Below are 16,978 nucleotides of genomic sequence, written 5' to 3' on the forward strand. Positions count from 1 at the left end.
GGCGGCGGCCGGGGCCACGGGGGTTACGGCAGGCGCTACTTGACCGCCCGCAGGGCGTTGACGATGCCGGATCCGTAGAAGCCGTTCACGTGCTTGCCGCCCACGCAGGTCGCGTCGACGACACCGTCACCGTTGCCGTCGTAGGGCTCGGCCGGGCAACCCGGGTTGTCCGCCTCGGCCTTGAGGAGGAGCTGGAGCTGAGCGGGTGTCGCCCAGGGGTACTTGGACTTCAGGAGCGCGGCCACACCGGCGACGTGCGGGGTCGCCATCGAGGTGCCCTGGAGGAAGCCGTACGTGTTGTTCGGCAGCGTGGAGAGGATGCGGCCGTTCCCCGAGGGCGTGTCCGGGATCTGGTAGCGGTCGCCGCCGGGCGCCGCGACGTCGATGACACCGTCCCCGTAGCTGGAGAAGTACGACTTGGCGCCCTTGACGCCGGTCGAGGACACCGTGACGACACCGGGCAACTGGGTGGGGATGTCGAAGCACTTGTGGGGGTCGACCGTCCGCGTCGTGGCGGTCGAGTCGTCGGGGCTGGACGCGTCGGTGAGCGCGTCCGAGTCGAGGTCGTCGTTGGAGTTGCCCGCCGCGGCGACGTTCAGCGTGCCCTTCCTCTGGGCGTACCGCTGGGCGCGGTTGACGGCGTCGACGATGGCCTTCTGGTCGGGGTCGTCGACGCAGTTGTACAGCCACGGGTCCACGTAGTAGCTGTTGTTGGTGATCTCGACACCGTGGTCGGCGGCGAACACGAAGGCGCACACGACGCTCTCCGGGTAGAAGAGCTGGGTGGAGTCGGGCTCGGCGACGGTGATGCCGGAGACCTTCACACCCGGCGCGACCCCCGCGACACCGACGCCGTTGCGGGCCGCCGCGATCTCTCCCGCGACATGCGTGCCGTGGTAGTGGTCGGCGTCCACCGGACGCCAGGACCCGTACGTCGTGTCCGGCTTGCCGCCCACGCAGTTCGCGGACTGCGAGGCGGAGAAGTTCGGCGCGATGTCGGGGTGGGTGTCGTCGACGCCGACGTCGATGACCGCGACGGTCACCTTCTTGCTGCCGGGGTTGATCGTGGCCGCCTTGTCGGCGCCTATCGCGCGCAGGTCCCACTGGTCGGCCTCGAGGGGCTCCTGGCCCGCGTCGGCGGACTTCGCGACCTTGGCGGCCTCGGCGGCGGACAGCACCTGCGCCGCGCCCTCGTCCGTCGTGCCCGCGGCCTTCAGCGGCGAGGTGCGGGTGGCACCGGCCGACTGCACCCCGCGTACCGTCCGGATCTGCCGGCCGAAGTCCGGGTTCGCGGAGTGGACGACGATCACGCCGATCTGCTCGTACGCGATCACGACACTGCCGCCGGCCGACGCGATCGCCTTCTTCACCGACGCGATCGTCCGGTGGTCCGTCGCCGTGTTGACCACGTACGAGAGATTCGGCCCGTCCGCGGTCGTCGCGGCGGGCGCGGTGAGAGGTGTGGCCGTCGCGACGCCCGGCAGGAAGCCGAGCGAGGCGGTGAGCGACAGAACGACCGGCACGGCGAGGGCGAGACGGTGTCTGGAACGCAGATGAGCCATGGGATCTCCACATCATCCGGAAAACGGAGCTGCCCGAACACGGATGGTGCTCGGGCAGGTACATGACGGAATGGTGCAGGCCGAAGCTATCCTCCCGCCGACCGGCCCAGCAATGACTTGCGGCGACGACTTCCGAAAGAACCCGCGTGAGTTGAACCGGTCCACGCGTGGCGCCGTGACCTCGGGCAGGGAGCCCGTGGACGATCGAGCCCCCTGATCGGATCACGAAAAGGATGCGAACGGTCGCGTTCTGTCACGTGACGCACGCCGATGTGAGGTCGAAGTCCGATGTCCGTACCCGAACCGTCCCCGTCCGCGGGCCCCGACCTGCCCCCGTCCACCGTCGTAACCGCACCCGCAACGCGAGGAGACACCGTGGCCACCGACGCACCACCACCCGCGAGGACCGGAGCCGAGCTCCCGTCCACAGAAAAGTTCGTCGAGATGCAGGAGAGCGCCGAATTCGGTGAACTGCGCAGCTCGCACCGCTCCTTCGCCTTCCCGCTGACCGTCGGATTCATCCTCTGGTACCTGCTGTACGTGCTGCTCTCGAACTACGCGGGCGGCTTCATGGGCACCAAGCTGTTCGGCAACGTCAACGTCGCCCTGGTGCTCGGCCTCGCCCAGTTCCTCACCACCTTCCTCATCGCCTGGTGGTACTCGCGGCACGCGGCCACTCAACTCGACCCCAAGGCCGACGCCATCAAGTCCCGGATGGAGGGTGGCGCATGAGCCCCGTACAGACCACCGCGCACACGACCGTGCTGGCCGCGGGCGAGGCGAGCCAGCACCGCCCGCTGATCATCACCCTGTTCGCGGTGTTCGTCGCCGCGACCCTCGTCATCACCGTCTGGGCGGGCCGCCAGACCAAGGACGCCGCCGACTTCTACGCGGGCGGACGCCAGTTCACCGGCTTCCAGAACGGACTCGCCGTCTCCGGCGACTACATGTCCGCCGCCTCCTTCCTCGGCATCGCCGGCGCGATCGCCCTCTTCGGCTACGACGGCTTCCTCTACTCCATCGGCTTCCTGGTCGCCTGGCTCGTCGCCCTGCTCCTGGTCGCCGAACCCCTGCGTAACTCCGGCCGCTACACGATGGGCGACGTCCTCGCCTACCGCATGCGCCAGCGCCCGGTCCGTACCGCCGCCGGCACCTCCACCATCGTCGTGTCGATCTTCTACCTGCTGGCCCAGATGGCGGGCGCGGGCGTCCTCGTCTCCCTGCTCCTCGGCATCACCAGCGACGGCGGCAAGATCGGCATCGTCGCGCTCGTCGGCGTCCTGATGATCGTGTACGTCACCATCGGCGGCATGAAGGGCACCACCTGGGTGCAGATGGTCAAGGCGGTCCTGCTCATCGCCGGCGCCGTCCTGCTCACCTTCCTGGTCCTGCTGAAGTTCCACTTCAACATCTCCGACCTGCTCGGCAAGGCGGCCGACAACAGCGGCAAGGGCTCGCCGTTCCTGGAACCCGGGCTCAAGTACGGCGCCACCTCCACCACCAAGCTGGACTTCATCTCCCTCGGCATGGCACTGGTCCTCGGCACCGCGGGCCTGCCGCACATCCTGATCCGTTTCTACACCGTGCCCACCGCCAAGACCGCGCGGAAGTCGGTCAACTGGGCGATCGGCCTCATCGGCGCCTTCTACCTGATGACCCTCGCCCTCGGCTTCGGCGCCGCCGCGCTCATCAAGCCGGACGAGATCATCGCCTCCAACAAGGCGGGCAACACGGCGGCACCCCTGCTCGCCCTCCATCTCGGCGGCGTGGACTCCAACTGGGGCGCGATCCTGCTCGCCACCATCTCCGCCGTCGCCTTCGCCACGATCCTCGCGGTCGTCGCGGGACTGACGCTCGCCTCGTCCTCCTCCTTCGCGCACGACATCTACGCGAACGTGATCAAGAAGGGGCAGGCGTCGGAGAAACAGGAGATGAAGGCCGCCCGGTACGCGACCGTCGGCATCGGCGCCGTGTCCATCCTGCTGGGCGCCCTCGCCCGCGATCTCAACGTCGCCGGCCTGGTCGCCCTCGCCTTCGCGGTCGCCGCCTCCGCCAACCTGCCGACGATCCTCTACAGCCTGTTCTGGAAGAAGTTCACCACCCCGGGCGCTCTCTGGTCGATCTACGGCGGCCTGGTCACGGCGGTCGGCCTGGTGCTGTTCTCCCCGGTCGTCTCGGGCAAGCCCAGCTCGATGTTCCCGGACGTCGACTTCCACTGGTTCCCGCTGGAGAACCCGGGCCTCATCTCCATCCCGGTCGGCTTCCTGCTGGGCTGGCTGGGCACCCTCCTCTCCAAGGAGGAACCCGACGCCGGCAAGTACGCCGAGCTGGAGGTCCGCGCCCTGACCGGCACCGGAGCCCACTAGGTCGTGTCCGCAAAGTCGCGTCGTCCGCCCGCCGGGCAGACGAAACTTTGCGGACACGGCCTAGATCCCGGCATCGCGCGGGCCCGTCGCAGGACCACCGGTGGATCACCACTGGTAGATCCCTACGACGGGCCCGCGCCGCGTCTCGTGCGATCGGGCCGCTGTACGCGCCGGTCCCGTCACGTAGGCTCACAGGTATCCGGAGAAAGAGATCGGCAACGAGGGAGGGGGCCCACGTGCTCATCGACACCTACGGCCGGGTCGCCACCGACCTGCGTGTCTCACTGACGGACCGGTGCAACCTCCGCTGCACGTACTGCATGCCCGAAGAAGGCCTGCAGTGGCTGGCCAAGCCCGACCTCCTCACCGACGACGAGATCGTCCGCCTGATAGAGATCGCGGTCACCCGCCTCGGCATCGAAGAGGTCCGCTTCACCGGCGGCGAGCCCCTGCTGCGCCCCGGACTGCCCGGCATCGTCGAGCGGGTCGCGGCCCTCGCCCCTCGCCCGCAGATGTCCCTCACGACCAACGGCATCGGCCTCAAGCGCACCGCGGCGGCCCTGAAGGCCGCCGGTCTCGACCGGGTGAACGTCTCGCTGGACACCCTGCGGCCCGACGTCTTCAAGACCCTCACCCGCCGCGACCGCCACCAGGACGTCATCGAGGGCCTCGAAGCCGCCCGCGACGCCGGCCTGACCCCCGTCAAGATCAACTCGGTGCTGATGCCGGGCCTGAACGCCGACGAAGCCCCGGACCTGCTGGCCTGGTCCATGGAGCACGCCTACGAACTCCGCTTCATCGAGCAGATGCCCCTGGACGCCCAGCACGGCTGGAAGCGCGACGGCATGGTCACCGCCGCCGACATCCTCGCCTCGCTGCGCACCCGTTTCCGGCTCACCGAGGAAGACACCGGCGAGCGGGGTTCCGCACCCGCCGAGCGCTGGATCGTCGACGGCGGCCCGCACCGCGTCGGGGTGATCGCCTCGGTCACCCGCCCGTTCTGCGCGGCCTGCGACCGCACCCGCCTCACCGCCGACGGCCAGGTGCGCACCTGCCTGTTCGCCACGGAGGAGACCGACCTGCGCGGCGCACTGCGCTCCGGCGCGCCCGACGAGGAGATCGCCCGCGTCTGGCGCGCGGCGATGTGGGGGAAGAAGGCGGGAGCGGGCCTGGACGACCCGTCGTTCGTACAGCCCGACCGCCCGATGTCGGCGATCGGCGGCTGACCGGCCCCCAGGGCGGACAGACCCTAGAGCGTGTCCTCGTCCTCCCCGCGTTCCGCGGGCCGGGAGGCCTCCCACTCGGCGAGGGGCACGACGTCCTTCAGGAACCCGCGCATCCCGAGGAACGACGACAGGTGCTCGCGGTGCTCCTCGCACGCGAGCCAGGTCTTGCGGCGCTCGGGCGTGTGCAGCTTCGGGTTGTTCCAGGCGAGCACCCACACGGCGTCCGCGCGGCAGGCCTTGGCCGAGCAGACGGGGGAGACGGGACCGGAGCCGGGGGCGTTCGAAATCACCCTGCCGACCCTAGCCGAGGCCGCGCGGCACGCGTTCCGCGCGGTGGGCGGACCCTCCGCGGGCCGGGCTCCGAGTATCCGAAAAGGCGACGCCGAGCAGCCACGGGGGGAGCTGCCCGGCGTCGGTCTGTCGCTCCGACGGGGGATGCGGAGCGCGTACGAAGTATGTCACGGGTCACCCGCCGCCCGGCACTGGAACAACATGATTGATCTGAGCTTTTCTTGAGCTTGCCCGTGTGCGGATATTCCGTTTTCGGGGAATGCGCGGACGTCCGTCCGGAGCTGAACCGGCTTTGTCCCAGGGCGAGTTCACCAGCTTTCCGGCTTCGTCCGGGTCTTAAGCCGGGTCGCGCGGCTCGGCTCCCGAGCGCCCCTCGGGACCGGTCGCGGCGTCCTCGGCGGAGGGCTCCCCGGTGCCGTCCTGCCGTGGCGGGGTGATCATCGGACGCAGCGGAGCGGTGACGAAGGTCGAGGGGAGCGAGGGCGCGTTCTCGCGTCCGGCGTTCGCGATGACCACCGCGACGTACGGGAGGAGAATTCCGAGGACCAGAGCGACCAGAGCGACGGGCCGTTCGACGTTCCACAGGGTGGCCGCCAGGATCACCGACACCGTACGGACGGACATCGAGATCACGTAGCGGCGCTGCCGGCCGCGCACGTCGTCGTCCAGGCTCTGTCTGGCTCCCGTGATCCGGAAGACCTGGACGTTGCTCTGCTTCCTGATCACACTCCACCACCTGACTGTGTCGGACTCCCCGGTCCGTACCCGTCACGGACCCGTCGAGGACGCGGGCCCGGACTGCTTCCACGGTACGCCGCGTCTGCGCCGCGTTCGAGACCGGGGCGCATCCCGTCCGGGCGGACACGGTGCGCCGTAGCGCGTACGGCTCCGCCCGACATGCGCCGTATGGCTGACAGCCAGAGACTGGCGGTACCGCTCACGGGGAGCGGTGCTAGGAGGCGGACATGGGCTGGTTGTGGGCGATCATCGTCGGGTTCGTGCTGGGCCTGATCGCCAAGGCGATCATTCCGGGGAAGCAGCACAGCCCTCTCTGGCTGACCACCATCTTCGGCATTCTCGGCGCCATCGTGGGCAACGCCCTCGCGCGCGCCTTCGGGGTCGAGGCGACGTCCGGCATCGACTGGACCCGGCACCTCTTCCAGCTGATCGCCGCCATCGTCATCGTGGCGCTGGGCGACATGGCGTACATGGCCCTGTGGGGGAACAAGAAGGCGCAGCAGCGGGCGTGACCCCGCCCGAACGGACGAAGGGCGCGGGCCGCTTCCCGATCCGGGAAGCGGCCCGCGCCCTCGCTGTCGTCGGAACGCTCAGCCGCCCGTGACCTCCACCGCGGCCAGGCTCTTCTTGCCCCGGCGCAGCACCAGCCAGCGCCCGTGCAGCAGGTCCTCCTTGGCCGGGACCGCGTCCTCGGCGCCGACCTTCACGTTGTTCACGTACGCCCCGCCCTCCTTGACCGTGCGGCGCGCGGCCGACTTGCTGGCCACCAGGCCGACCTCGGCGAACAGGTCCACGACCAGGCCCGCCTCGGCGACCTGGATGTGCGGCACCTCGGACAGGGCCGCGGCGAGCGTGCGCTCGTCCAGGTCGGTCAGCTCGCCCTGCCCGAAGAGGGCCTTGGAGGCGGCGATCACCGCGGCGGTCTGGTCGGCGCCGTGCACCAGCGTCGTCAGCTCCTCGGCCAGCGCGCGCTGGGCGGCACGGGCCTGCGGACGCTCCTCCGTCTGCTTCTCCAGCTCCGTCAGCTCCTCGGGGGACCTGAAGGACAGGATGCGCAGGTACGTCGAGACGTCCCGGTCGTCCACGTTCAGCCAGAACTGGTAGAACGCGTACGGCGTCGTCATCTCGGGGTCGAGCCAGACGGCGCCGCCCTCGGTCTTGCCGAACTTGGTGCCGTCCGCCTTGACCATCAGCGGCGTCGCCAGCGCGTGCACATGGGCCGCCGGCTCCAGCCGGTGGATCAGGTCCAGGCCCGCCGTGAGGTTGCCCCACTGGTCGCTGCCGCCCTGCTGCAGGGTGCAGCCGTACCGGCGGTACAGCTCCAGGAAGTCCATGCCTTGGAGGAGCTGGTAGCTGAACTCCGTGTAGCTGATGCCCTCCTCGGACTCCAGGCGGCGGGCCACGGAGTCCTTGGTGAGCATCTTGTTGACGCGGAAGTGCTTGCCGATGTCCCGCAGGAACTCGATGGCCGAGAGCCCGGCCGTCCAGTCCAGGTTGTTCACCATGACCGCGGGGTTCTCGCCCTCGAAGGACAGGAACGGCTCGATCTGCGAACGCAGCCGCGTCACCCAGTTCGCGACCGTCTCCGGGTCGTTCAGCGTGCGCTCGGCCGTCGGGCGGGGGTCGCCGATCTGGCCCGTCGCCCCGCCCACCAGGGCGAGCGGCCGCAGCCCCGCCTGCTGCAGTCGGCGCATCGTGAGCACCTGCACGAGGTGACCGACGTGCAGGCTGGGCGCGGTCGGGTCGAAGCCGCAATAGAACGTGACAGGACCGTCCGCGAGCGCCTTGCGCAAAGCATCTTCGTCGGTGGACAGGGAGAACAGGCCCCGCCACTTCAGCTCGTCGACGATGTCCGTCACGGTTCTCGTATCTCCTCGGCTGGTCTCGTGAATATCAGGTACGAGGTTATACGCCCTGGCTGACAGAACTCATATTGAAATCCGGCACCCGCAGAGCGGGCATCGCGGCCCGGGTGAACCAGTCGCTCCACTCACGGGGCAGCGTCTTCTCCGTCCGCCCCGCCTCCGTGGCCCGTCCCAGCAGGCCCACCGGCGACTCGTTGAACCGGAAGTTGTTCACCTCGCCCACGACCTCGCCGTCCTCGACGAGGTAGACGCCGTCGCGGGTCAGCCCGGTCAGCAGCAGCGTCGCCGGGTCGACCTCGCGGATGTACCAGAGGCAGGTCAGCAGCAGACCGCGCTCCGTGGCGGCGACCATCTCCTCCAGGGAGCGGTCCTCGCCGCCGTCGAGGACGAGGTTCCCGATCGTCGGCGTCACCGGCAGCCCGGTCAGGCCGGCGCTGTGCCGGGTGGTGGACAGATGCCGCAGCTCGCCCTCCCGGATCCAGTCGGTTGCCTTCAGCGGAAGCCCGTTGTCGAACACGGAGGCGTCGTCGCCCGAGGAGTGCGCGAGGACGAACGGGGCGGACTCCAGGCCCGGCTCGTTCGGGTCGCTGCGCAGCGTCAGCGGCAGTTCGCTGAGCCGCTCACCGATGCGGGTGCCGCCTCCGGGCTTGCTGAAGACGGTCCGGCCCTCGGCGGCGTCCCGGGCGGCGGCCGACCACATCTGGTAGATCAGCAGGTCCGCGACCGCGGTCGGCGGCAGCAGGGTCTCGTAGCGTCCGGCCGGCAGCTCGACGCGCCGCTCGGCCCAGCCGAGCCGTACCGCCAGCTCCGCGTCCATCGTGGCCGGGTCGACGTCCTTGAAGTCCCGCGTCGAGCGTCCCGCCCAGGCCGAACGCGTACGGTCCGGAGACTTGGCGTTGACCTCCAGCGTGCCGTTCGGCTGGTCGTGCCGCAGCCGCAGCCCCGTCGACGTACCCAGGTAGCTGGAGACCAGCTCGTGATTGGCGAAGCCGTACAGCTCACGGCCGCCCGCACGCGCGCGTGCGAACGCCTCGCCGAGCGCCGGCGCGAAGTCGGCGAAGACGGTGGAGGACGTCTCGGTGGGCGCGTCCGTGAAGTCGGGGGACTCCGGCACGCCCGTCACCAGCGGCCGGCCGTCCTCGGCGGGACCGGCGCCGCGCGCCGCCGCCTCGGCCGCCCGCACCAGGGGCTCCAGCTCGTCGGCGGTCACGGCCGAGCGCGAGACGACACCGGACGAGGTGCCCTCACGGCCGTCGACGGTGGCGATCACGGTGAGCGTGCGCCCACGGGTGACCCCGTTCGTGGTGAGCGTGTTGCCCGCCCAGCGGAGATTGGCGGTGGAGTGCTCGTCGGCGATCACCACACAGCCGTCGGCCCGGGACAGTTCGAGGGCACGCTCGACGACTTCGTGCGGCTTGTTCGTACGGGCGCTCATCGACCGGCCTCCGACGTGGTGTTGAGGATGTTGACACCCTTGAAGAGGGCGGAAGGGCAGCCGTGCGACACCGCGGCGACCTGGCCCGGCTGGGCCTTGCCGCAGTTGAAGGCACCGCCGAGGACATACGTCTGGGGGCCGCCGACGGCCGCCATCGAACCCCAGAAGTCGGTGGTCGTCGCCTGGTACGCGACATCACGGAGCTGGCCCGCGATCCGGCCGTTCTCGATCCTGAAGAAGCGCTGGCCGGTGAACTGGAAGTTGTAGCGCTGCATGTCGATGGACCAGGACCGGTCGCCGACGACGTAGATGCCCCGGTCGACACCCCCGATCAGGTCCTCGGTGGACAGCCCGCCGGGGTCCGGCCGCAGCGACACGTTGGCCATCCGCTGCACGGGCACATGCCGGGGGGAGTCGGCGTACGCGCAGCCGTTGGAGCGCTCGAAGCCGGTCAGTTCCGCGATCCGCCGGTCGAGCTGGTAGCCGACGAGCGTGCCCTCCTTCACCAGGTCCCAGGACTGGCCCTCGACGCCCTCGTCGTCGTACCCGATGGTCGCGAGGCCGTGCTCGGCGGTGCGGTCACCCGTCACGTTCATCAGGTCGGAGCCGTACCTGAGCTTGCCGAGCTGGTCGAAGGTGGCGAAGGAGGTCCCGGCGTACGCCGCCTCGTAGCCGAGCGCGCGGTCCAGCTCGGTGGCGTGCCCGATGGACTCGTGGATGGTCAGCCACAGGTTGGACGGGTCCACGACGAGGTCGTACACCCCCGCCTCCACGCTCGGCGCCCGCATCTTCTCCGCGAGCAGCCCCGGAATCCGCTCCAGCTCGCCTTCCCAGTCCCAGCCGGTGCCCAGCAGGTACTCCCAGCCGCGCCCGACGGGCGGCGCGATCGTCCGCATCGAGTCGAACTCGCCGCTGGAGTCGTCGACGGCCACCGCGGTGAGCTGCGGGTGCAGCCGCACCCGCTGCTGCGTGGTCACCGTCCCGGCGGTGTCCGCGTAGAACTTGTTCTCGTGCACGGTCAGCAGGGACGCGTCGACGTGGTTGACGCCGTCGGCCGCCAGCAGCCGCGCGCTCCAGTCGGCCAGCAGCCCCGCCTTCTCCTCGTCCGGCACGGAGAAGGGATCGATCTCGTACGACGAGACCCACGTCTTCTCGGCGTGCACCGGCTCGGAGGCCAGCTCCACCCGCTCGTCCGACCCGGCCGCCTTGATCACCTGCGCCGACAGCTTCGCCATCGCCACGGCCTGCGAGGCGACCTTCGCGGCCGCGTCCATCGTCAGGTCGACACCCGACGCGAACCCCCAGGTCCCGCCGTGCACGACCCGTACCGCGTACCCCAGGTCCGTGGTGTCCGACGATCCGGCCGGCTTGGCGTCGCGCAGCCGCCAGGACGCGCTGCGCACCCGCTCGAACCGGAAGTCCGCATGGTCGGCGCCCAGCGCCCGCGCCCGCGCGAGCGCGGCGTCGGCGAGTGCGCGCAGCGGTAGCGCCGTGAAGGCTTCGTCGATGGAATGAGGCACCGAGGTCTCCCTGCTGTCGTGGCCCGTCGGGTCCGATCATGTCGCGCGGGCGGCCCCGGCGGCCACGCCTTTGCCGCGACCCGGCGCGTCTTTCGGTCGCGAGGCGTCCGCCTTCCGGCCGTACGGCCCCGGCTTTCTGTAGAGACCCGACAGCAGTCGCCCGAACCCACTGTCGGTGCCCGATTCTCTGGGAGGCCGGGCGGACCGATAGGTTTTCGAGGAAGGCGCCTGTATTGCAGGGGTTTCAGTCCGCTAACGAAAGGGTGATCCGTTGAGCCGCTCGGTTCTCGTCACCGGAGGCAACCGGGGCATCGGCCTCGCCATCGCCCGCGCATTCGCCGACGCAGGCGACAAGGTCGCGATCACATACCGGTCCGGCGAGCCGCCGGCCGGCTTCCTGGCGGTCAAGTGCGACATCACCGACACCGAGCAGGTGGAGCAGGCCTACAAGGAGATCGAGGCCGAGCACGGCCCGGTCGAGGTCCTGATCGCCAACGCCGGCGTCACCAAGGACCAGTTGCTGATGCGCATGTCCGAGGAGGACTTCACCTCGGTCATCGACACGAACCTCACGGGCACCTTCCGCGTCGTCAAGCGTGCCAACCGCGGCATGCTGCGCGCCAAGAAGGGCCGCGTCGTGCTGATCTCCTCGGTCGTCGGGCTGCTCGGCTCGGCGGGACAGGCGAACTACGCCGCGTCCAAGGCCGCCCTTGTCGGCTTCGCGCGCTCGCTCGCCCGCGAGCTCGGCTCCCGCAACATCACCTTCAACGTCGTCGCGCCCGGCTTCGTCGACACCGACATGACGCAGGCGCTCACCGACGAGCAGCGCGCGAAGATCGTGTCGCAGGTACCGCTGGGCCGTTACGCGAAGCCCGAGGAGATCGCCGCGACGGTGCGGTTCCTCGCCTCGGACGAAGCCTCGTACATCACTGGAGCCGTCATCCCGGTTGACGGCGGACTGGGAATGGGTCACTGATCACCATGAGCGGAATTCTTGAGGGCAAGCGCGTCCTGATCACCGGTGTGCTGATGGAGTCCTCCATCGCCTTCCACACCGCGAAGCTGGCCCAGCAGCAGGGTGCGGAGATCATCCTGACCGCGTTCCCGCGGCCCACGCTGACCGAGCGCATCGCCAGGAAGCTGCCGAAGCCCACCAAGGTCATCGAGCTCGACGTCACCAACGAAGAGCACCTCGGGCGTCTCGCCGACGTCGTCGGCGAGGAGCTGGGCGGCCTCGACGGCGTCGTGCACTCCATCGGCTTCGCGCCGCAGGACGCCCTCGGCGGCAACTTCCTGAACACGCCGTTCGAGTCGGTCGCCACGGCCATGCACGTCTCGGCGTTCTCCCTGAAGTCGCTGACGATGGCCTGTCTGCCGCTGATGCAGAACGGCGGCTCCGTCGTCGGCCTCACCTTCGACGCCTCGTTCGCCTGGCCGCAGTACGACTGGATGGGCCCGGCCAAGGCCGCCCTGGAGGCCACCAGCCGTTACATGGCCCGAGACCTGGGCAAGCAGAACATCCGCTGCAACCTCATCTCCGCCGGCCCCATCGGCTCCATGGCCGCCAAGTCCATCCCGGGCTTCGGCGAGCTGGCCTCCGTGTGGGACACCCGCGCCCCGCTGGAGTGGGACCTGAAGGACCCGGAGCCGGCGGGCAAGGGCGTCGTCGCCCTCCTGAGCGACTGGTTCCCGAAGACCACGGGCGAGATCATCCACGTGGACGGCGGCCTGCACGCCATCGGCGCGTAAGCGCTTACGCGCGGTACCGGCGCCCCGTTTCCCGCACCGCGCGGGGAGCGGGGCGTCCCCCGTTCGGCCCAGTCGGCCGGGCGGCCGGGACCCCCTGACCGGCACGCTGGGAGGACGCACCGCCCGCCCCGTAGCCGTTCGGCCGAGGAGGTCCCCTTGTGCGCCTGTCCCGCCGCTTTGCTCCGGTGTTCGCCGCTGTCGCTCTGGCCCTGGCCGTCCCGCACGACGCGCTGTCCCTCTCGCGCGCGGAGAGGGTGAACGAGGGGTCCCGGCCGGCCGCCGCGGGCGAGGACGCGCGGAAACCCGCCGTGCCCCAGCCGTTCGGCGCCGAGTGCCGGACCACCGTCACCGGTTCCCAGGTCGTCGCGTACTGCCACAACCCCTATGTGGGCACCGACCACGTCGCTCTGCACGTCGAGTGCGCCCGCTGGTGGGACATCGACACCGACGGCACCCCGGTCGAGGTCGGACCGGCGATGACCGTCCGGCTGACCGGCCGCTGCTGGAAGGAGATCCGCACGGTCTGGATCACGCACGAGAAGTGACACCCAGTGCCGGCCGGGCCCGCCGGCCGCCCGTGCCTGGTCCCGGCCGTGCCTACTCCCGGCCGGCCGGCCGGCCCGGCCGGCACTGGAAGGGATAGCTCGCGGCCTCCGCGGCCGCCGCCTCCGTGTCGCCCGCCCTGATCGCGTCGACGAGCAGGGCATGGTCCATGTACGACTCCGGAGTCAGCTCCTTGCCGACGTCCACGCGCAGCCAGTCGCGCAGCACCTCGCCCAGATCCGCGTACATCGCCGTCATGACGTCGTTGTGGGACGCGGCCACCACCGCCAGGTGGAAGGTCGCGTCGGCCGTCACGAAGGCTTCCGCGTCGCCCGACTCCCAGGCCTCCTCACGGTGTACGAGGAGTGCCTCCAACTGCTTGAGATCGCGTTCCGTGCGCCGTTCGGCGGCCAGCCTCGCGGCGCTCGACTCCAGCGTGGACCGCAGTTCGGCGATGTGCCGGGGGTCGGCGTCCGCGAACCGGCGGTGCATCACCCCGGCCAGCTCGCTGGTCGCCACGACATAGGTCCCCGACCCCTGCCTGATGTCCAGCAGCCCGTTGTGGGCGAGCGCCCGGACCGCCTCGCGCACGGTGTTGCGGGCGACGCCGAGCTGGTCGACGAGCTCCGGCTCGGTGGGGATGCGCGAGCCGACCGGCCACTCGCCCGAGGTGATCTGGTTCCGCAGCTCGGCGATGACCTGCTCGGACAGGGCCGAACGGCGGGGATGGCTCAGCGGCATGACGGTCCTTCGTACGGGCCCGGGTGTGATCGTTCGCGCGGGGCCGGAGGTTCCGGAGATTAACGCAGCGCGATTGGACACCCAATCATCCCATGATTCTATGATGGGCCTCATGGTCCCCGAGGAAACCCGCACGCCGACGCGTCCCCCCGCGATACACCGCCCCACCCGGAGCACGGCACCCGCGACGCCCCACCCGCGCGCGTGGACGACACGGCTCGTGGTCGCCGGCATCGTCCTCGCCGCCCTCAACCTGCGCCCGGCCATCACCAGCCTCGGCGCCCTCCTCGAAGAGGTGCGCGGCGGCCTCGGCATGAGTGGCAGCGTCGCCGGACTCCTCACCTCCGTGCCGCCCCTGTGCTTCGCCCTCTTCGGCGTGACCGCACCGCGGCTCGCCCGCCGCTTCGGGGCCGCTGCCGTCGTCTGCGCGGGCATGGTCGCCATCACCACGGGCCTGGCCGTGCGGCCGTACATCGGGGGCACGGCCGGCTTCCTGGCCGCCAGCGCCCTCGCGCTCATGGGCATCGCCGTCAGCAACGTCCTGATGCCGGTGATCGTCAAGCGCTGGTTCCCCGACAAGGTCGGCTCCATGACGGGCCTGTACTCGATGGCCCTCGCCCTCGGCACGTCCGCCGCCGCGGCGGCGACCGTGCCCATGACCGACGCCCTCGGGGGCGACTGGCGCTCCGGCCTCGTGGTGTGGGCGGGCCTCGCGGCGGCGGCGGTCCTGCCGTGGATCCTGCTGGTACGAGCCCGGGGCGCGGTCCCCGGCACCGGCGACCGCGCGCCTGAGGCAGCCGCGGGCCCCGGCACCGGCACGAGTACCGGCACCGCGACCGCGTCCCGCGCCGACGTCACGAAGTCCTCCGCCACCCCCGTGGCCCGCCCCGAACCCGGGGGACTGCGCATCACCCGCAGTCGCACCGCCTGGGCCCTGGCCGTCTTCTTCGGTCTCCAGGCCACGGCGGCCTACATCACGATGGGCTGGATGGCTCAGATCTTCCGCGACGCGGGCGTCGCCGCGAGCACCTCGGGGCTGCTCCTCGCCGTCACGATGGTGATGGGCGTTCCGCTCGCCTTCGTCATCCCACGCCTCGCCACCCGCCTGCCCCGGCAGGGGCCCATCGTGGTCGCCCTGGGCCTCTGCGGACTCGCCGGATACGCGGGCCTCTACCTGGCCCCGGCGGAGGGTGCCTGGGCCTGGGCCCTGCTGCTCGGCATCTCCAACTGCGCCTTCCCCCTGGCACTGACCATGGTCGGCATGCGCGCCCGGACCGGCGCCGGTGTCGCGCAACTGTCGGCGTTCGCCCAGAGCACCGGGTACCTGATCTCGATCCCGGGCCCGCTGCTCGTGGGCGTGCTCTACCAGCACAGCGGCGGCTGGGGCCTGCCGATCGCGCTGATGGCCGGGCTGATGATCCCGCAGATCGGGGTCGGCATCCTGGCGGGCCGCGACCGCACGGTGGAGGACGAGGCCGCCGGCTGACCCCGGCTCCCGGAAACGGGCCCCGGCGACGGCACGGCGGACCAGGAGTGCGAGACTGACCGCATGCCTGTGCTCGACCCGAACCCCCAGAACGGCCAGAAGAAGCTGCTGCTCGTGCTCGGCGCGATGCTGGCCATCACGGTGATCATCGGCATCATCGCCTCCATCGCCTCCCCGTGACCGGCGGAGCCCCGAGCCCGGCGGCCTCGTCCCGATCACCGAATCCGGCGGACCGGTACTGAGCCTGGTACTGACCGCCGAGACGGGCGAACCGGTACCGACCGCCGTCGCACCGGTGCCGTGACACCCCGTACGCCCCTTTGGCCCGCCCTGTCGGCGACGTCGGCCGGCCGCCGGCCCCGGAGGTGGGGATAACCCCCCATCCCCTAGGGGGTGAGTGTCAGGGTCAAGTGGGTGGATCACCGGATGGGCCGAGAGCGGCGCATTCCGTAGCTTCGAATCGTGACCGCGAACCGCGGCCAGGGACCACTCGAAGACTCACGGAGGCGGCATGTCGGCCCCTACGCACACCCGGCCCCACCCGGCGACCACGGGCCGCGTCGACATCCGGCTGCCCTGGTGGGCCCTCGCCCTGCCCACGCTCTCCTTCGTCGTCCTGCTGCTCATGATCCTGAACCCGGCGGACGCGCACGCCGCGACCGGCGACCCGGCGATCACCCACCTGTTCGAGCGCGTCCAGCAAGCGGTCCTGCACAACGCCTCCTGAGCGGCGTACCGCGGGCCCGCAGCCGCAGACCCGCGAGCCCGGCCCCATCGCACCGCGCCCCCTCGGCGGGGATGCCATCACCCCTGACGGCGCACGGGTTCACCCGCGCCGGGGGACCACATCAACTCCCTGAGCCCCATGGCATGTTTCGTGCGAAGCTGGGACGCATGAGCGTCGCAGAACCCCGCAGAATCGTCCTCTTCCGGCATGCGAAAGCCGACTGGCCGCAGATGTCCGACCATGAGCGGCCGCTCGCCGACCGGGGCCGCATGGACGCCGCCATCGCCGGACGCAAGCTGGCCGACAGCGGCATCCCCCTGGACCTGGCCCTCTGCTCCACCGCGATCCGGACCCGCGAGACATGGAAGCACGCCGTCCTGGAGCTCCCGCACCGGCCGAAAACGGTCTACGAGGAGCGGATCTACGACGCCTCGCCCGGCGAGCTGATCGCCGTGATCAACGAAACCCCGGACGACGCCCAGAACGCGATCCTGATCGGCCACAATCCCGGTATGCACGGCCTCACCGAGATCCTGGCGGGCCGGGCGGAGGGTGACTGCCGCGCCCGGATGAACGCCCACGGCTTCCACACCGCCGCGTTCGCGGTCCTCACCTTCGACGGCCCCTGGAAGTCCCTCGAACCCGGATCGGCGGCCCTGACCGACTACTGGGCTCCGACGGAGTGAACCCGCCCCGACGACGGACGGGGGCCCGGCACCATGGCGGTGC

Annotated in this window: 18 protein-coding genes; 11 read left to right on the forward strand and 7 right to left on the reverse strand. The window is 70.6% G+C overall.

Annotation, left to right across the window (positions count from 1 at the left end):
* Positions 1-35: 35 nt before the first annotated feature.
* Positions 36-1,562 carry a S8 family serine peptidase gene (locus tag ACWEBX_RS32200; RefSeq protein ID WP_451888306.1) on the reverse strand — a complete coding sequence of 509 codons (1,527 nt, stop codon included), beginning with the start codon at positions 1,560-1,562 and terminating at the stop codon, positions 36-38.
* 375 nt (positions 1,563-1,937) lie between these two features.
* Between ACWEBX_RS32200 and ACWEBX_RS32205 the strand changes: the two genes are divergently transcribed.
* The 3 genes from ACWEBX_RS32205 (at position 1,938) to moaA (ending at position 5,154) form a co-directional block, all read left to right on the forward strand.
* Positions 1,938-2,294: a DUF485 domain-containing protein gene (locus ACWEBX_RS32205; RefSeq protein WP_451888307.1), complete on the forward strand. Its 357-nt coding sequence runs from the start codon at positions 1,938-1,940 to the stop codon at positions 2,292-2,294.
* The gene (locus tag ACWEBX_RS32210; protein WP_451888308.1) at positions 2,291-3,928 is read left to right on the forward strand and encodes a solute symporter family protein; all 1,638 of its coding nucleotides are present in this window, start codon (positions 2,291-2,293) and stop codon (positions 3,926-3,928) included. The genes ACWEBX_RS32205 and ACWEBX_RS32210 overlap by 4 nt, the downstream gene beginning before the upstream one ends.
* A gap of 236 nt (positions 3,929-4,164) precedes the next feature.
* Positions 4,165-5,154 (forward strand): GTP 3',8-cyclase MoaA, encoded by a 990-nt coding sequence (gene moaA, locus ACWEBX_RS32215; protein WP_451888309.1) that lies wholly within the window; start codon positions 4,165-4,167, stop codon positions 5,152-5,154.
* Between the two features lie 23 nt (positions 5,155-5,177).
* Here moaA and ACWEBX_RS32220 read toward each other — a convergent pair whose 3' ends face one another.
* Both ACWEBX_RS32220 and ACWEBX_RS32225 read right to left on the reverse strand, forming a co-directional pair.
* Positions 5,178-5,444, reverse strand: a complete 267-nt coding sequence (locus ACWEBX_RS32220; protein WP_451888310.1) for a hypothetical protein — start codon at positions 5,442-5,444, stop codon at positions 5,178-5,180.
* A 337-nt stretch (positions 5,445-5,781) separates the two neighbouring features.
* Positions 5,782-6,168, reverse strand: a complete 387-nt coding sequence (locus ACWEBX_RS32225) for a DUF3099 domain-containing protein (protein ID WP_451888320.1) — start codon at positions 6,166-6,168, stop codon at positions 5,782-5,784.
* A gap of 242 nt (positions 6,169-6,410) precedes the next feature.
* On the opposite strand from ACWEBX_RS32225, the gene ACWEBX_RS32230 reads away from it, so the two are divergent.
* A complete protein-coding gene (locus ACWEBX_RS32230; RefSeq protein WP_451888311.1) occupies positions 6,411-6,695 on the forward strand; it encodes a GlsB/YeaQ/YmgE family stress response membrane protein in 285 nt (94 codons plus the stop codon).
* A 78-nt stretch (positions 6,696-6,773) separates the two neighbouring features.
* On the opposite strand, the gene tyrS is transcribed toward ACWEBX_RS32230, so the two are convergent.
* Genes tyrS through ACWEBX_RS32245 form a run of 3 tightly spaced genes read right to left on the reverse strand, consistent with a single transcriptional unit; the run spans position 6,774 to position 11,003 of the window.
* Positions 6,774-8,042, reverse strand: coding sequence for a tyrosine--tRNA ligase (gene tyrS / locus ACWEBX_RS32235; RefSeq protein ID WP_355771298.1), 1,269 nt, complete (start codon positions 8,040-8,042; stop codon positions 6,774-6,776).
* Between the two features lie 46 nt (positions 8,043-8,088).
* The gene (locus tag ACWEBX_RS32240; RefSeq protein ID WP_451888312.1) at positions 8,089-9,483 is read right to left on the reverse strand and encodes a metallopeptidase TldD-related protein; all 1,395 of its coding nucleotides are present in this window, start codon (positions 9,481-9,483) and stop codon (positions 8,089-8,091) included.
* On the reverse strand, positions 9,480-11,003 hold the full coding sequence (locus tag ACWEBX_RS32245) for a TldD/PmbA family protein (protein ID WP_451888313.1): 1,524 nt from the start codon (positions 11,001-11,003) through the stop codon (positions 9,480-9,482). The genes ACWEBX_RS32240 and ACWEBX_RS32245 overlap by 4 nt, the downstream gene beginning before the upstream one ends.
* Positions 11,004-11,274: 271 nt before the next feature.
* Between ACWEBX_RS32245 and fabG the strand changes: the two genes are divergently transcribed.
* From fabG to ACWEBX_RS32260, 3 genes are all read left to right on the forward strand, one after another.
* Positions 11,275-11,979, forward strand: coding sequence for a 3-oxoacyl-[acyl-carrier-protein] reductase (gene fabG / locus ACWEBX_RS32250; protein ID WP_451888314.1), 705 nt, complete (start codon positions 11,275-11,277; stop codon positions 11,977-11,979).
* A gap of 5 nt (positions 11,980-11,984) precedes the next feature.
* Positions 11,985-12,752 (forward strand): enoyl-ACP reductase FabI, encoded by a 768-nt coding sequence (gene fabI, locus ACWEBX_RS32255; protein ID WP_451888315.1) that lies wholly within the window; start codon positions 11,985-11,987, stop codon positions 12,750-12,752.
* 158 nt (positions 12,753-12,910) lie between these two features.
* The gene (locus tag ACWEBX_RS32260; RefSeq protein ID WP_451888316.1) at positions 12,911-13,297 is read left to right on the forward strand and encodes a hypothetical protein; all 387 of its coding nucleotides are present in this window, start codon (positions 12,911-12,913) and stop codon (positions 13,295-13,297) included.
* A 52-nt stretch (positions 13,298-13,349) separates the two neighbouring features.
* Here the strand turns inward: ACWEBX_RS32260 and ACWEBX_RS32265 are convergent, their stop codons facing one another.
* On the reverse strand, positions 13,350-14,036 hold the full coding sequence (locus ACWEBX_RS32265) for a FadR/GntR family transcriptional regulator (protein WP_451888317.1): 687 nt from the start codon (positions 14,034-14,036) through the stop codon (positions 13,350-13,352).
* A 100-nt stretch (positions 14,037-14,136) separates the two neighbouring features.
* Between ACWEBX_RS32265 and ACWEBX_RS32270 the strand changes: the two genes are divergently transcribed.
* From ACWEBX_RS32270 to ACWEBX_RS32285, 4 genes are all read left to right on the forward strand, one after another.
* Positions 14,137-15,522 carry a CynX/NimT family MFS transporter gene (locus tag ACWEBX_RS32270; protein WP_451888318.1) on the forward strand — a complete coding sequence of 462 codons (1,386 nt, stop codon included), beginning with the start codon at positions 14,137-14,139 and terminating at the stop codon, positions 15,520-15,522.
* A 63-nt stretch (positions 15,523-15,585) separates the two neighbouring features.
* Entirely contained in the window at positions 15,586-15,702 is a 117-nt protein-coding gene (locus ACWEBX_RS32275) for an SGM_5486 family transporter-associated protein (protein ID WP_263974370.1), read from the forward strand.
* Positions 15,703-16,033: 331 nt separating this feature from the next.
* Positions 16,034-16,249: a hypothetical protein gene (locus ACWEBX_RS32280; protein ID WP_389847799.1), complete on the forward strand. Its 216-nt coding sequence runs from the start codon at positions 16,034-16,036 to the stop codon at positions 16,247-16,249.
* 167 nt (positions 16,250-16,416) lie between these two features.
* Positions 16,417-16,935 (forward strand): SixA phosphatase family protein, encoded by a 519-nt coding sequence (locus tag ACWEBX_RS32285; RefSeq protein ID WP_451888319.1) that lies wholly within the window; start codon positions 16,417-16,419, stop codon positions 16,933-16,935.
* Positions 16,936-16,978: the final 43 nt, after the last annotated feature.

Source organism: Streptomyces sp. NPDC005070, from assembly GCF_053600395.1.

Bases quoted from the DNA above. Each gene is read 5' to 3' on its own strand.
- ACWEBX_RS32200 (WP_451888306.1), bottom strand. From the start codon at position 1,562: ATGGCTCATCTGCGTTCCAGACACCGTCTCGCCCTCGCCGTGCCGGTC.
- ACWEBX_RS32210 (WP_451888308.1), top strand. From the start codon at position 2,291: ATGAGCCCCGTACAGACCACCGCGCACACGACCGTGCTGGCCGCGGGC.
- ACWEBX_RS32230 (WP_451888311.1), top strand. From the start codon at position 6,411: ATGGGCTGGTTGTGGGCGATCATCGTCGGGTTCGTGCTGGGCCTGATC.
- ACWEBX_RS32240 (WP_451888312.1), bottom strand. From the start codon at position 9,483: ATGAGCGCCCGTACGAACAAGCCGCACGAAGTCGTCGAGCGTGCCCTC.
- fabI (WP_451888315.1), top strand. From the start codon at position 11,985: ATGAGCGGAATTCTTGAGGGCAAGCGCGTCCTGATCACCGGTGTGCTG.
- ACWEBX_RS32265 (WP_451888317.1), bottom strand. From the start codon at position 14,036: ATGCCGCTGAGCCATCCCCGCCGTTCGGCCCTGTCCGAGCAGGTCATC.
- ACWEBX_RS32270 (WP_451888318.1), top strand. From the start codon at position 14,137: ATGATGGGCCTCATGGTCCCCGAGGAAACCCGCACGCCGACGCGTCCC.
- ACWEBX_RS32275 (WP_263974370.1), top strand. From the start codon at position 15,586: ATGCCTGTGCTCGACCCGAACCCCCAGAACGGCCAGAAGAAGCTGCTG.
- ACWEBX_RS32280 (WP_389847799.1), top strand. From the start codon at position 16,034: ATGTCGGCCCCTACGCACACCCGGCCCCACCCGGCGACCACGGGCCGC.
- ACWEBX_RS32285 (WP_451888319.1), top strand. From the start codon at position 16,417: ATGAGCGTCGCAGAACCCCGCAGAATCGTCCTCTTCCGGCATGCGAAA.